General features: G+C 65.9%; 8 protein-coding genes. 5 read left to right on the forward strand and 3 right to left on the reverse strand.

What is annotated here, in order from left to right; genetic code table 11:
- Positions 1 to 124: 124 nt before the first annotated feature.
- The 3 genes from fadD32 (at position 125) to AB0J47_RS23315 (ending at position 9,170) form a co-directional block, all read left to right on the forward strand.
- Entirely contained in the window at positions 125 to 2,041 is a 1,917-nt protein-coding gene (fadD32, locus tag AB0J47_RS23305; RefSeq protein WP_364349479.1) for a long-chain-fatty-acid--AMP ligase FadD32, read from the forward strand.
- Positions 2,042 to 2,147: 106 nt separating this feature from the next.
- Positions 2,148 to 7,595, forward strand: coding sequence for a polyketide synthase Pks13 (gene pks13 / locus AB0J47_RS23310; RefSeq protein ID WP_364349482.1), 5,448 nt, complete (start codon positions 2,148 to 2,150; stop codon positions 7,593 to 7,595).
- 30 nt (positions 7,596 to 7,625) lie between these two features.
- On the forward strand, positions 7,626 to 9,170 hold the full coding sequence (locus tag AB0J47_RS23315) for an acyl-CoA carboxylase subunit beta (protein WP_364349485.1): 1,545 nt from the start codon (positions 7,626 to 7,628) through the stop codon (positions 9,168 to 9,170).
- Between the two features lie 58 nt (positions 9,171 to 9,228).
- On the opposite strand, the gene AB0J47_RS23320 is transcribed toward AB0J47_RS23315, so the two are convergent.
- On the reverse strand, positions 9,229 to 9,726 hold the full coding sequence (locus AB0J47_RS23320; RefSeq protein WP_364349488.1) for a peptidylprolyl isomerase: 498 nt from the start codon (positions 9,724 to 9,726) through the stop codon (positions 9,229 to 9,231).
- Positions 9,727 to 10,005: 279 nt separating this feature from the next.
- Here AB0J47_RS23320 and AB0J47_RS23325 point away from each other — a divergent pair, with 279 nt between their 5' ends.
- Positions 10,006 to 13,350: an arabinosyltransferase domain-containing protein gene (locus AB0J47_RS23325; RefSeq protein WP_364349559.1), complete on the forward strand. Its 3,345-nt coding sequence runs from the start codon at positions 10,006 to 10,008 to the stop codon at positions 13,348 to 13,350.
- Between the two features lie 221 nt (positions 13,351 to 13,571).
- Here the strand turns inward: AB0J47_RS23325 and AB0J47_RS23330 are convergent, their stop codons facing one another.
- Positions 13,572 to 13,733 carry a hypothetical protein gene (locus tag AB0J47_RS23330; RefSeq protein ID WP_364349491.1) on the reverse strand — a complete coding sequence of 54 codons (162 nt, stop codon included), beginning with the start codon at positions 13,731 to 13,733 and terminating at the stop codon, positions 13,572 to 13,574.
- A 64-nt stretch (positions 13,734 to 13,797) separates the two neighbouring features.
- On the reverse strand, positions 13,798 to 14,199 hold the full coding sequence (locus AB0J47_RS23335; protein WP_364349494.1) for a helix-turn-helix domain-containing protein: 402 nt from the start codon (positions 14,197 to 14,199) through the stop codon (positions 13,798 to 13,800).
- A gap of 104 nt (positions 14,200 to 14,303) precedes the next feature.
- Between AB0J47_RS23335 and AB0J47_RS23340 the strand changes: the two genes are divergently transcribed.
- A complete protein-coding gene (locus tag AB0J47_RS23340; protein WP_364349497.1) occupies positions 14,304 to 15,236 on the forward strand; it encodes an NADP-dependent oxidoreductase in 933 nt (310 codons plus the stop codon).
- The last annotated feature ends 49 nt before the right edge of the window (positions 15,237 to 15,285 follow it).

The raw sequence follows: 15,285 nt of genomic DNA on the forward strand, positions 1-15,285 counted from the left end.
GCAATAAAATCTGCAGGCTGGCTCTTGCATGTAGAGCACCCGCGGGCGATAGCGAGTCGGGGCCTCACAGGTAACAGCGGCGTTGTCGCCGTCTTGCTGCGTGTGCCTCGGAGGAGATGAAGGAATGGAAGAGACTTTCGACGATTACCTGGATGAGACCGGGAACATCCGTATTCCCGATGATCACACCCTGGTGGACCACGTCGAGAAGCACACCCGCAACGACGCGAACACCCTCGCGTACCGCTACATCGACTATTCGCGCGAGCGTGACGGTGAGGCGCAGGAGCTGACGTGGCGTGAGTTCGGTATTCGGCTGCGCGCGGTGGCCGCTCGACTGCAACAGGTGACCAACCCGGGTGACCGGGTCGCGATCCTCGCCCCGCAGGGCCTGGATTACGTGATCTCCTTCTTCGCCGCGATCTACGCGGGCACCATCTCGGTGCCGCTGTTCGACCCGGACGAGCCGGGCCACACCGACCGCCTGCACGCGGTGCTCGGCGACTGCGAACCCTCGGCCATTCTGACCGCGAGCTCCTCCGCGGCCGGTGTGCGCCAGTTCTTCCGCTCGCTGCCCGCCGCCCAGCGTCCGCGCATCATCGCGGTCGACGCGATCCCGGACGCCGTCGGCGAGAGCTGGGTGCGACCCGATGTCGCCGTCGATGACATCGCCTACCTGCAGTACACCTCGGGCTCCACGCGCGTCCCGGCCGGTGTCGAGATCACCCACCGGGCGGTCGGCACCAATCTGCTGCAGATGGTCGACGCGATCAACCTGGACTGGAACTCACGCGGTGTCACCTGGCTGCCGCTGTTCCACGATATGGGCCTGCTGACGGTGATCCTGCCCGCGGTCGGCGGCAAGTACATCACCATCATGTCGCCGAGCGCGTTCGTGCGCCGCCCGTACCGCTGGATCAAGGAACTGGCCGCACACAACGACGGCGCCGGAACCTTTGCCGCCGCACCGAACTTCGCCTTCGAGCACGCCGCCGCGCGTGGTCTGCCGAAGAACGGTGAATCGCTGGACCTGTCGAATGTCATCGGCCTGATCAACGGCAGTGAGCCGGTGACCACCTCGTCGATGAAGAAGTTCAACGATGCGTTCGCCCCGTACGGCCTGCCCAAGACCGCGATCAAGCCCTGCTACGGCATGGCCGAGGCGACGCTGTTCGTCTCCGCGACCAAGGCCGAGGACGAGGCCAAGGTCGTCTACGTCGACCGCAACGAGCTCAACGCGGGCCGCATGATCAGGGTCGAGCAGGGCGCCGAGAACGCCATCGCTCAGGTCTCCTGCGGTTATGTCGCGCTGTCGCAGTGGGCCGCCATCGTCGATCCGGAGACCGTCGATTCCGACGGCGGCGGGCACGAGCTGGCCGACGGTCAGGTCGGTGAGATCTGGCTGCACGGCAACAATATGGGCATCGGCTACTGGGGTCGTCCGGACGAGACCGCAGCGACCTTCCACAACAAGGTCGCCCACCGCCTGTCCGAGGGCAGCCACACCGAGGGCACCGCGCTCGACGCCAACTGGATGCGCACCGGCGACTACGGCGTGTACTACGAGGGCGAGCTGTACATCACGGGTCGGGTGAAGGACCTCGTGATCGTCGACGGCCGCAATCACTACCCGCAGGACCTCGAGTTCTCCGCGCAGGAGGCCTCGAAGGCGCTGCGCCCCGGTTTCGTCGCCGCGTTCTCGGTGCCCGCGAACCAACTGCCCGCCGAGGTATTCGAACAGGGCAGCCATTCCGGCCTGAGCTTCGATGCCGACGACGCCTCCGAGCAGCTGGTCATTGTGGCCGAGCGCGGACCGGGCGCCGGTAAGGCCGACCCGCTGCCGATCGGCGACGCGGTCCGCGCGGCCATTTCCCAGCGCCACGGCGTGACCGTGCGCGACGTGCTCTTGGTCCCCGCTGGTTCGATTCCACGGACCTCCAGCGGAAAGATCGCTCGACGCGCCTGCAAGACTGCTTATCTGGAGGGAACGCTGCGGGGTGGTTACACCCAGCAGGCCTTCCCCGATGCACCGGAAGAGTAATTGCCCGAGGGTGGCTCGATCCGAATATCGACGCTCGGCGTGGCTTTCCACGCCGGGGGTCGATTCACGGCGTGCCCGGTACGCAGACAGGTAGCTTGAGGAACTGATGGCTGACAACGAGGGCACGCCCGACCAGACGACCGAGATCGTGCCCGCCGATGCGGACGCGGTCGATACCACTGACGCCGGGCAGGCTTCGCCACCCGCCGCGACGACCGATATGTCGGTCGCGGAGCTGCGGGAGTGGCTGCGGCGCTGGGTAGCCGACGCGACCGGTCAACCGATCGAGCAGATCACGGTGGACCGGCCGATGGAGGAGTTCGGGCTGGCCTCACGCGATGCCATCGCCCTCGGCGGTGATATCGAAGAGCTGACCGGTGTCGTGCTGACGGCGACGGTCGTCTATCAGCATCCGACTATCGCGTCGCTGGCCGAGGTCGTCATCAATGGTGAGCCGGAGTTGCCGGAGGAGTCGGGTAACGACTCGTTCTACACGGCCGGGTACCAGCCGGGCGATGCGCACGACATCGCGATCGTCGGCCTGTCCACCCGGCTGCCCGGTGCGGGCGATACGCCGGAGTCGACCTGGGAATTCCTGATCAGCCGCGGTGACGCGATCCGGGAGCGCCCAGAGGGGCGTTGGGACGAGTTCACCGACGACCCGGCGGTGGCCGCGAAGGTCGCCGAGGGCAACACCTTGGGCGGCTACCTCGACCAAGACGTAGTCAAGGGCTTCGATGCGGAGTTCTTCGCTATGTCTCCGATCGAGGTCGAGCGGGTCGATCCGCAGCAGCGCTTGATGATGGAGCTGGCCTGGGAAGCATTGGAGCACGCCAGGATTCCCGCAAGCGACCTCAAGGGTGAGTCGGTCGGTGTTTTCGTCGGTACTTCTACCAACGACTTCCAGTTGGTGTCCGCCCTCGGCTTGGGTCAGTCCGATCCGAGTGCACCCGCCTCGGCTGATGCGTACGCGCTGACCGGTGGATCCTCTGGCATCATCGCCAACCGGATCTCCTACTTCTACGACTTCCGCGGCCCCTCTGTCGCTGTCGATACTGCCTGCTCGTCCACCCTGGTCGCGGTGCACCAAGCGGTGCGCGCACTGCGCGACGGTGACGCCGACCTGGCACTGGCCGGCGGCGTGAACATGTTGCTCGCGCCCGCGATCACTCTCGGCTTCGACTCGATCGGCGCGGTCGCCAAGAACGGCCGCATCAAGGCGTTCTCCTCCGATGCCGACGGCATGGTCCGTTCCGAGGGCGCCGGTCTGGTGGTGCTCAAGCGGCTGGCCGATGCCGAACGTGATGGTGATCGCATTCTCGCGGTGATCAAGGGCTCGGCGATCAATTCCGATGGCCGGTCCAACGGCATCGTCGCACCGAACCCGGATGCGCAGGCCGATGTACTGCGCCGGGCCTATCGGGATGCAGGCATCGCGCCGTCCACGGTCGACTACATCGAGGCCCACGGCACCGGCACGCTGCTCGGTGACCCGATCGAGGCCGATGCGCTCGGCCGGGTGGTCGGTCGCGGTCGCGACGACGACAAGCCCGCGCTGCTCGGCTCGGCGAAGACGAACTTCGGGCACCTGGAGTCCGGCGCGGGCGCTGCCAGCCTGGCCAAGGTGGTCATGGCGCTGCAGAACAACGTACTGCCGCCGAACGTCAACTACGCCGGGCCGAACCCGTATATCCCGTTCGAGCAGGCTCACCTGAAGGTCGTCGACGAGCCGTCGGAATTCCCGCGCTACAGCGGCACCGCGACCATCGGTGTTTCCGGCTTCGGTTTCGGTGGTACCAACGCCCACGTTGTCATCCAGGAATACAAGCCGACTTCGGCTGCGGTTGACCAGAACGAAACCCTCGGCTCGGATCACGAGACTACGGATCTCGTCGCCGAGGTCGACGAGGCGGCAGACCGGAACCAAATGGTCGATACGGACTACGAGACCACAGATGTGGTAGCGGAGGCCGCCGAAATAGTCGCCGAAAGTGCCGAGCAGGTCGCGGCAGACGTAGCGGCCGTTGCGGAATGGGAGTCGACCGAGCGGGCCGAACCGCTGCCGGTGATCCTTGCGGTATCGGCCTACCTGCCTTCGCGTCGCCGCCGCGCTGCCGCGGAACTGGCCGACTGGCTGGAGACTGAGAAAGGCCGCGACACTCCGCTCGCGGATGTGGCACGCTCGCTGGCCAAGCGTAGCCATTGGCGTTCACGTGGCGTGGTCATCGCCAAGACCCATGAAGAGGCCGTTGCCGGTCTGCGTGCGATCGCCGCGGGCAAGCCCGGGGCCGGTGTGTTCACCGCGGACGCGCCCGTCGCGCAGGGCCCGGTCTGGGTGCTGTCCGGATTCGGTGCGCAGCACCGCAAGATGGGTAAGCAGCTCTATCTGGAGAATTCGATCTTCCGCAAGACCGTCGACGAGGTCGACGAGCTGGTGCAGGACGAGGCCGGGTATTCGGTGCGCGAGATGATCCTGGACGACGCCCAGGATTACAACGTCGGCACCTCGCAGGTCGGCATCTTCACCATTCAGATCGGTCTGGCCGCACTGCTGCGTGCGCACGGTGCGCGACCCGATGCGGTGGTGGGCCATTCGATGGGTGAGGTGGCCGGGGCCTATATCTCCGGTGGTCTCGTGCTCGAGGATGCGGTGCGCGTGATCTGCGCCCGCTCGCGCCTGATGGGCGAGGGCGAGGCGATGATCAGCGATGACGATGTGCGCAATATGGCGCTGGTCGAGCTGAGTGCCGCCGATGTCGAGACGCTGCTGGTCGACTATCCGGATGTCGAATGCGCGGTGTACGCGGCGCCGACGAATACCGTGATCGGCGGTCCGCAGGATCAGGTCGCGGCGATCGTGGCGAAGGTCGAGCAGGCGGGCAAATTCGCCCGAGTGCTGCAGACCCGGGGCGCGGGACACACCTCGCAGATGGATCCGCTGCTCGGCGAGTTGGCGGCGGAGCTGGCCGGTATCGAGCCGACCAAGTTGACGGCGGGACTGTATTCGACCGTCAACAAGGAAGAGTTCTACCGGCCCGGCAGCGACCCGGTGCACGATGAGGACTACTGGGTCAAGAACATGCGCCACTCGGTGTACTTCACCAATGCGGTGAAGCTCGCAGTGGACAACGGCCACACCACCTTCTTGGAGTTGGCGCCGAATTCCGTTGCGCTGATGCAGGTTCTGGGCACGACCTTCGCGGCGGGTGTGCACGATGCGCAGCTCATCCCGACCCTCAAGCGCAAGGAAGACGAGTCGGCGGGCGTAATCTCCGCGCTGGCACAGCTTTACGTGCACGGACATCGTGTCGATCTGCCGTCGCTGCTGCCCGCTGGCGACTACGCCGATATTCCGCGGACCGCGTTCCTGCGCAAGCAGTACTGGCCGAAGGCGAAGATGGCCGGTGGCAGCGGCAATGCCCGGGTGCCCGGTGCGCATGTCGCGCTGCCGGACGGCCGGCACGTGTGGGAGGTGCAGGCCTCAGCCGTCACCGATCTCGCGGCGCTGGTGAAATCCGCTGCGACACAGGTACTCAGCGACGTGTCGTTGGGCGCTTCGGTCCCGCACGCGGTGCTGCCGAACACCGGAACACTGACCACCACGCTGATCCCGCACCTCGGCGGTGCGTCGGTGCAGGTGCACGCGCGCGAGGGCGCGAACTTCCAGCTGCTGTTCGAGGCGGTCGTCGCCTCGGGTGCGCCGCTGCCCGAACCCGTTGTCGCAGCCGCGGTTCCGGGGACCGAGGTCGCGAGCACCGGGGATGCCGATCTCGAGGTCGTCGAAACCTTCGGTGAGCGTTGGGATCCGGCGGGTACGCAGCCCCTGGAGGAGCGGCTGGCGCTGATCGTCGCCGAGTCGATGGGCTATGCGGTCGAGGATCTGCCGATGGAGATCCCGCTGATGGAGCTCGGCCTCGATTCGCTGATGGCCATGCGCATCAAGAACCGGGTCGAATACGAATTCGATATTCCGCAGCTGCAGATTCAGGCCGTGCGCGATGCCAACCTGAACGAGGTCGGCAAGGTGCTGCGCTATGCCATCGAGCACCGTGACGAGGTGCAGGCGATCGCCGATAAGCAGGCGGCCGGTGAGGAGATCGCGGTCGACGGCGGATTCATCGCTGCGGCGCGCGCGGCGGTCGCGGCAGGTGCAGATCCGGCTGCCGCGGTGGCTGATGCTGCTGGTGCCGAAGGGGTTTCGCTCGATGCCGAGAACACTTCGGTGCAGGCGGAGGCCGAGAATATTGTCGTTGAGGCGGAGACGGCTGCCGGTATCACCGGTGCTGCCGCTGGTACCGCCGCGCCTGCCCCGGCCACTTCCGAGCAGGCCGCTGCGGCCCAGGCCGACCAGGCCGCGATCGAACGCGCTCTGGATACCGAGAACACGACCTCGGTCGGCGCGGCCGAGGCCGTGGCTGCTGCCGCGGCTCCCGCCGACGCCGCCGCGATCTTCGGTGGGCAGCCCGCCGGTGCCGACGAGGACGATGTCCCGCCGCGCGATGCCGCCGAGCGATTGACCTTCGCTACCTGGGCGATCGTGACGGGTAAGTCGGCGGGTGGCATCTTCAATACCCTGCCGATCCTCGAAGAAGAGGTTGCCGAGAAGTTGGCGACGCGACTGACCGAGCGGGTCAAGGCCGAGGTGACCGTCGATGATGTGCTCGACTGCGAGACCATCGAGCAGCTCGCCGATATCGTGCGCGAACTGCAGAACAGCGGTGCCGATGTGGATGGGTTCGTGCGTCCGCTGCGGGTGCGCGCCGAGGGTTCGAATGCGGTGCCGGTCTTCGTATTCCACCCATCGGGCGGCAACACACTGGTCTACGAACCGCTGCTGAAGCGGCTTCCGGCCGATACCCCGATGTACGGTTTCGAGCGCGTCGAGGGCGATATCGCCGCGCGGGCACGCCAATACCTGCCCGAACTCCGCAAGATCCAAGGCAACGGTCCGTACGTGCTGTACGGCTGGTCGCTCGGCGCGGTTTTCGCTCTGCAGGTCGCGCAGCTGCTGCGCGCCGAGGGGGCCGATGTGCGCGTCGTCGGCCTGATCGACCTGGCCATCCCGACCGAGGGCGAGAACAACAGCCCGCAGGAGCGGGTCCGACGGATCCAGCGCTATCAGGCCTTCGCCAAAAAGACCTACGGCGTGGAAGGTGAACTCCCGCAGGAGCAGTTGGAAGAGCTTGCCGCGGCCTCGGACGAGGAGCAGTTCAAGATGGTGTCGGATCTGATCAAGATCAGTGGCACCAAGATTCCCGGGGGTGTGCTCGAGCATCAGCGCACCTCGTGGATCGAGGGACGCCACCTGGCCAAGACCACGCCGAGTCACTACGAGGGCGATGTGGTGCTTTATCTCGCCGATCGCTACCACGACGGCATGATCGAGTTGGAGCCGCGGTACGCGGATCGTCGACCCAATGGTGGTTGGGATGAATACATTCCGAACCTCGAGGTTATTCATATCCCGGGTGACCATCTCCAGATCGTTGACGAGCCGAGGATCGGAAAGATCGGAGCCGACCTCACCGCGAGACTTGCTGTGATTGCCCCTTAGGGGTGCGTGCAACCTGATGAGAGGGTCGAAGTGAGCACTACTGCCGAGAAACTTGCCGATCTGCGCAAAAGACTTGAATTAGCGCAGGAACCGGCGGGCGAAGCGGGGGTGGCGAAGCGGGCTAAAAAGGGAATTCCGAGCGCCCGCGACCGGATCAATATGCTGCTCGATCCGGGTACCTTCGTGGAAATCGGTGCGCTGGTGCGTAAGCCGGGCGATCCGACGGCACTGTACGGCGACGGCGTGGTCACCGGGCACGGCCTTGTCGAGGGCAGGCCGGTGGCGGTTTTCTCGCACGACCAGACCGTCTACGGCGGTTCGGTCGGGGAAATGTTCGGCCGCAAGGTTGCCGCGGTCCTGGAGTTCGCGACCAAGGTCGGCTGCCCGGTGGTCGGCATCAACGATTCCGGCGGCGCCCGGGTGCAGGAGGCGGTGACCTCCCTGGCCTGGTACGCCGAGCTGGGTTCCCGCGCCGAGCCGCTATCGGGCATGGTGCCGCAGGTTTCGATGATTCTCGGCAAGTGCGCGGGCGGAGCGGTGTACGCGCCGATCAATACCGACGTGGTGGTGGCTACCGGCGAGGCCTACATGTTCGTCACCGGGCCCGGCGTTATCCGGGAGGTCACCGGCGAGGATGTCAGCCTCGAGGAACTCGGCGGCGCCAATAGCCAAGCGCAGTACGGCAATATCCATCACGTCGCCGATGATGAGCAGTCCGCGTTCGAATGGGTGCGCGCGTATTTGGGCTTCCTGCCGACGAGCTGCACGGAACGGCCGCCGATCGTGAATCCGGGTCTGGAGCCGCAGGTCACCGAATCGGATCTGGAACTGAATTCGATTGTCCCGGACTCGGATAATGCCGCGTACGACATGCACGACATCTTGTTGCGCATATTCGACGACGGTGATTTCCACGAGATCGGCGCCACGGCGGGGCGCAATGTCATCACCGGATTCGCCCGGGTGGACGGCCACAGCGTCGGTGTGGTCGCGAATCAGCCGATGGTGTACGCCGGTGCGCTCGATGCGAGGGCCTCGGATAAGGCCGCGCACTTCGTGCGGATGTGCGACGCGTTCGAGATTCCACTGGTATTCGTTGTCGACACACCGGGATTCCTACCCGGTGTGGAACAGGAGAAGATCGGCGTCATCAAGCGCGGCGGCCGCTTCCTGTTCTCCTATGTCGAGGCCACCGTGCCGAAGGTGACCGTGGTCATCCGCAAGTCCTATGGCGGCGGATACGCGGTGATGGGTTCGAAACAGCTCGGTGCGGATGTGAATCTGGCCTGGCCGACCGCGCGGATCGCGGTTATGGGCGCGGAAAGTGCGGTCAGCCTGATCGGCCGCAAGCAGATCGAAGCGGCGCCGGAGGATCAGCGCGCCGCGGTGCGTCAGCAGATGATCGACTTCTACAACGCGACCATGGCGACCCCGTGGGTCGCGGCAGAGCGCGGCTATATCGACGCCGTCATCGAGCCGTCGACCACCCGCCTGGAACTCCGTCGCGCCCTGCACCTGCTGCGCGATAAGGCACTCATCCGCAACCCCCGCAAACACCACCTCCTGCCGCTCTGACGGGTCGGGCCGCATCCCCGATTGGGGTGCGGCCCGATTCTGTTGCGTGGCGGGGAAGTCAGGCGATTTTTGCCGACTCGATGATGACGTCGTCCTGCGGCACGTCCTGGTGCATGCCCGCCGAACCGGTAGAGACCGCGGCGATCTTGTCGACCACCTCCGAGCCCTCGGCGACCTTGCCGAAGACCGTGTAGCCCCAGCCCTGCGGGGTCGGTGCGGAGTGGTTCAGGAAGCCGTTATCGGAGACATTGATGAAGAACTGCGCGGTGGCCGAATGCGGGTCGTTGGTGCGGGCCATCGCGACGGTGTACTTGTCGTTCTTCAGGCCGTTGTTCGCTTCGTTCTGAATCGGGGCCTGCGTGCCCTTCTGCTGCATCTCGGGGGTGAAGCCACCGCCCTGGATCATGAAACCCGGAATGACGCGGTGGAAGATGGTGCCGTTGTAGTGGCCGGCGTTCACGTAATTCACGAAGTTCGCGACGGTGTTCGGGGCCTTCGCGTCGTCGAGCTCCAGCACGATCTGTCCGTAGTTGGTTTCGAGATTCACCTTTGTCATAAAGTCCACCTTTCCATCCCCATGGCAACTGGTCAGCAGTTCGGGTCGACTTTACTGAGCGTGACGGGCCGCCAGCGTTATACGCCGCGCCCGTGTGGGCGCTGTGCAGCCACACCAATTCCCTGGTCGCCGCACATACCGGCGTTGCCGACCACGCGGCTCAGCTCCGGTTTCGAGCGCAGCGAGATCGAGCATGGGCCGAGAACACGCCGTGCCGCAGGCGCGGCAAATCCAACACAGCTAGCATTGCCAACCGTGCCCGACGCCGCTACCGCTGTCTTGACAAAACCGCCCGCCGCGCCCGAAGTCGCACCGAGCGATTTCCGAACCGCGCGCCTCGTCGCGCTGGTCGCCGGCGTGCTCGGCGCGCTGCTCGCGCTGGCAGCTCCGTTCTTACCGGTCAGCCAGACCACCGCGACGCTGAATTGGCCGCAGGACGGCGCCCTCAACAGCGTGCAGGCGCCGTTGATGTCGCAGGTGCCGATCGACCTCACCGCCAGCATTCCGTGCGCTGCGGTCGAGCAGCTGCCGAGTTACGGCGGGATGCTGCTGGCCACCGCGCCGCCGCAGGGCGACCGGGCCTCGCTCGAGGCGATGTTCGTGCGGGTCTCGGACACCACGGTGGATGTGGTCGACCGCAATGCCGTGGTCGCCTCGGCCGAGCGTGCACAGCTGGGCGCGTGCACGTCGATCACCATCAGCTCCGATGTCAATCGGACCAGGGCTGCGTTCGAGGGGGTGACCACGACGATCGAGCGGCCGGTCGAGGGCGCGGCGCCCGGGACGACGCAGAAAGTCGAGGTACCGGTCGAGGGGCAGCTCAGCGGTGATCTGCGGCCGCAGGTGGTCGGTGTCTTCACCGATCTGAAGGGCGCGGTGCCCAGCGGCCTCTCGTTCCATATGACGGTGGACACGCGGTTCTCCTCCAGCCCGGCGCCGGTCAAGTTGATCGCGATGATCGCGGCGGTGCTGTGCACGCTGATCGCGCTCGGCGCACTGGCTCGGCTCGACGGCAGTGACGGGCGCGGGCACCGCCGGTTCCTGCCCGCCAACTGGCTGAAGCCGAACTGGGCGGACGGCGCGGTCGTCGGCACACTGCTGCTGTGGCATTTCGTGGGTGCCAATACCTCCGATGACGGCTACATCCTGAGCATGGTGCGGGTGGCGCCGCACGCGGGCTATATGGCCAACTACTTCCGCTGGTACGGCGTGCCGGAGGCCCCATTCGGCTGGTACTACTACGTCATCCAGGCCTTCTCGGAGATCTCCACCGCGAGCCCATGGGTCCGGTTGCCCGCGCTGTTCTGCGCGATTCTCTGTTGGATGGTGATCAGCCGCGAGGTGGTGCCCCGGCTCGGACGCGGGGTGCGCAACAGCAAGGTGGCGCTGTGGACCGGTGGACTGGTCTTCCTGGCGTTCTGGCTGCCGTTCGACAACGGTCTGCGCTCGGAGCCGATCGTCGCGCTCGGCGCGCTGCTGACCTGGGTGTCGATCGAGCGGGCCATCGCGACGGGTCGTCTGTTGCCCGCCGCGGTGGCGATTCTGGTGGCCGCGTTCACCTTGGCGGCGGCGCCGACCGGTCTGATGTGTGTGGCGGCGCTGCTCGCCGGTATCCGGCCGCTGGTGCGGATCGTGGTGCGGCGGCATCGGCAGTTCGCGGCGCAGGGGGTGGGCAAGTGGGGTTCGACGCTGCCGCTGCTCGCGCCGATCGCGGCGGCGGGTCTGCTGGTGCTGATCGTGGTCTACAGCGACCAGACCTTCGCCGGTATCCAGGAGGCCAACCGGGTTCGGCAGGTGACCGGTCCGAATCTGGCCTGGTACGAGGACTACCTGCGCTACTACTACCTGTTCGTGGAGACCGTCGACGGATCGCTTTCGCGCCGGTTCGCTTTCCTGATGATGCTGCTGTGCCTGTTCACCACCATGCTGGTACTGCTGCGGCGCAGGCAGGTTCCCGGCATCGCCAGCGGTCCGACCTGGCGGCTGATGGGCGTTGTCTTCGGAACCATCTTCTTCATGATGTTCAACCCGACGAAGTGGACCCATCACTTCGGCGCGTACGCGGGCATCGCCGGATCACTGGCCGCGGTCACCGCGGTGGCGGTTTCGGCAAGTGCGTTGCGGGCCAGGAAGAACCGGGCGATCTTCCTCGCCGGATTGCTGTTCGTGCTCGCGGTCGCCTTCTCGGGCATCAACGGCTACTGGTACGTGTCCAGCTTCGGCGTGCCGTGGTTCGACAAGCGGATCTCGCTGCACGGCTACCAGTCGAACACGTTCATGCTGGTGCTGTTCGGGCTGGCGCTGGCACTGGTCGCCTGGTCGGCGCTGCGCGAGGATTACACCAGGCCGCAGCCGTCGGCGAAGTCCGTGCGCGGCAAGCGGATTCGCAAGTTCGCCGCGATCCCGCTGACCGTCGTCGCCGCGCTGATGGTGCTGCTCGAGGTGTTCTCGCTGGTCAAGGGCGCAGTGGCGCAGTACCCGGCCTATTCGCTCGCACGCTCGAATTTCGATGCGGTGCAGGGTAATTCGTGCGGTCTTGCCAATGACGTGCTGGTGGAACCGGATGTGAACAAGGGCAACGGCATGCTCACACCGATCATCGATCCGGCGAATCCGCCGAAGAACGGTGATCCGCTGGCCGGCGCCGATCCGGTCGGCTTCGATCCGAACGGTGTGCCCGAGAAGCTCAGCGCCGACACCATCGAGGTGAAGCCGGGTACCGGCAATACCTCCACCCAGTCGGTCGGTCCGGTCGGCGCGGACGGTCAGAACGCGGGCACCGACGGCGGTTACGGCGCGACCGGTGTCAACGGCAGCCGGGCCACCCTGCCCTTCGGCCTCGACCCGGCCACCACGCCGGTGATGGGCAGCTACCAGGGCGGCGTGCAGCAGCCCGCGCATCTGGTCTCCAGCTGGTACCAGCTGGCGCCGCGCTCGGATGATCATCCGCTGGTGGTCATTTCGGCAGCTGGCCGCATCCTGTCCGTCGACGACACCGGCGATACCCGGTACGGCCAGTCGCTGACCGTCGACTACGGCAAGCACCTGCCCGACGGCAGTGTGCAGATGCTCGGCACCTACCTGCCGCGCGATATCGGTCCGTTCCCGTCGTGGCGCAATCTGCGCATTCCGCTCGACGAGCTCGCACCCGATGCCGATGCGGTGCGCATTGTCGCCAATGACCCGATTCTGATCGGCGATCAGTGGCTGGCGTTCACCCCGCCCCGGATGCCGAAGTTGGCCACGCTCAATAGCTTTATCGGCTCCGAGCAGCCGGTGCTGCTGGACTGGGCGGTCGGGCTGCAGTTCCCGTGCCAGCGGCCACTGGACCACAAGAACGGCGTGGCCGAGGTGCCCGGTTACCGGATCCTGCCGGATAGGCCGCTGGCCATCAGCTCGACGAATACCTGGCAGGCCGAGGAATTCGGTGGTCTCCTCGGCTTCAGTCAGATGCTGGCGAAGTCGAGCACCATTCCGACGTATCTGAAGCACGACTGGGCGCGGGACTGGGGTTCGTTGGAGCGGTACGACCAGTACTACCCGAATGCGGTTCCGGCCAAGTTGGATACAGGTACGGCCAGTCGTTCGGGACTCTGGTCGCCCGGACAGCTGCGTGTGTTCTAGGTCGTAGACAGACAGGCCCGTCGAATTCGGCGGGCCTGTTCTCGTTTCGAGGACCGAGTTGTCCTCAGCGCCCACTCGTGTCCGGATGCCAAGGAAACCCGACACACAATCCGGTGCCGGCCGCTCAGTTCAACAGCGCCCTTTAACGACGAAAGGCCGCGGCGTCGGCTGTACTGGCCGGCGCAACGGCCTGGTGGATGGTGTTCGGTGATCCGGCGGCGTCAGACCTTCGTCATACGAAGGCCTAGTTCACGACGGAGTAGCTCCTGCGGGGTTTGGCGGGATAACACACGCAGCAGCGCCGGTCGAAGCTCCCGTTGTTCATCCTCGGTGAGCAGTCCGACGAGGTCGCGCAGATCCATATCTTCGAAGGCCGCGGTCATGAATAAAAGGTTAAGGCCAGCTTCACGAGTGGGAAGGCTTTCGCGGTCAACTTTTACGACATGGTCACGCTGGTTCACCGTCGTAACGTGCGCGGGCCGCGAGCACATCGTCCATGCGCTCCTCGGCCCACGTTTTTATGGCGCGCATCACAGGTTGCAGGCTATGGCCGAGTGCGGTGAGTTCGTAGTCGACGCGGACCGGCACCTCGGCGGTGATCCGGCGTTCGAGTAGCCCGTCGCGTTCGAGGGTGCGCAGGGTTTGGGTGAGCATTTTGGGGCTGACGCCGGAGATGACGCGGTTGATCTCGGCGTAGCGCAGCGGCCCGTCGGTGAGGGCGTTGAGTATCAGGCTGACCCATTTATCGCTGATCCGGTCGAGAAGTTGGCGCGTCGGGCATTCGGCCACGTAGGCGTCGTATTGCTGCTTTGCCAGTTCACGGCGTTGTGCCGCGGTGGTCGTCGCCATCTGCTTCCCCTGCTGCCCGTTACGCACTCCTGGGTAACTACTATCTGACAGATAGTAGCTCGCCTAGGTTTGTCGACGTAACCCGACAAGCGATAAGGATTGCCATGCGTGCAGTAGTAGTCCGTCGACCTGGCCTGGGGGCGGTCGCGGAGATCATCGAGGTGCCCACGCCCGAGCCGGGGCCCGGTACGGTTCGGGTGAAAGTAGCTGCGGCGACGGTTAATCCGGTAGACCTCATGGTCCGCAATGGTGTCGGCGGGACTCCGTTCGCCGCCCCGCGCGAGCAGTGGGGAATCGGATGGGATGTCGCCGGTGTCATTGATGCCATCGGCGCGGGTGTCGACGAATTCACCGTGGGCCAAGCCGTCATCGGCATCAGCGACCGCCTAGACGTCTCGTTGGCCGCCCAAGCCGACTACATCGTCCTCGAAGCCCAAAACGTCACCCCAGCACCGACTTCCGTCCCCGCCCAGGCTGCGGCCACGATCCCGTTGAACGGCCTCACCGCGGTACAGGCCCTCACCGCCCTCGAACTGACTCCCGCCGACTGCCTGCTCATTACCGGCGCGGCAGGCGCGGTAGGCGGCTATGCCGTCGAACTGGCTGCCGCACAAGGCATCCGAGTAATCGCATCGGCCTCGACCGCCGACGAACCCGTCGTGCGTGCCCTCGGTGCCACCGATTTCATCCCGCGCGAAGCCGACCTGCCGGATGCCGTCCGAGCCCTCGTCCCCGGCGGCGTCGACGCGGCCCTCGACGCCGCGGCCCTCGGCCCCGAAACTCTCGCCGCCGTTCGTGCCCGCGGCCGCTTCGTCTCCATCAGCGTCCCCAACACCCCGATTCCCTTGCGTGGCACCAAGGTAACCACCGTCCTGGTCCACGCCGACCGCCCCCAACTCGACGAACTCGTCGCGCTGGTCGACAAAGGCCACCTCACCCTCCGCGTAGCCGAAACCTACCCCTTGGCTGCGGTAACCGCCGCCCACCAGCGCCTCTCGGCAGGTGGCCTCCGCGGCCGCCTCGTCCTCGTCCCCTAGCCCCCCGAAAACGCGTGGAAGTCGACAACGACCGCCGCAAGTTCGGCGC

Origin of the sequence: Nocardia sp. NPDC049737, from assembly GCF_040674755.1 — a bacterium.
GTDB lineage: Bacteria > Actinomycetota > Actinomycetes > Mycobacteriales > Mycobacteriaceae > Nocardia.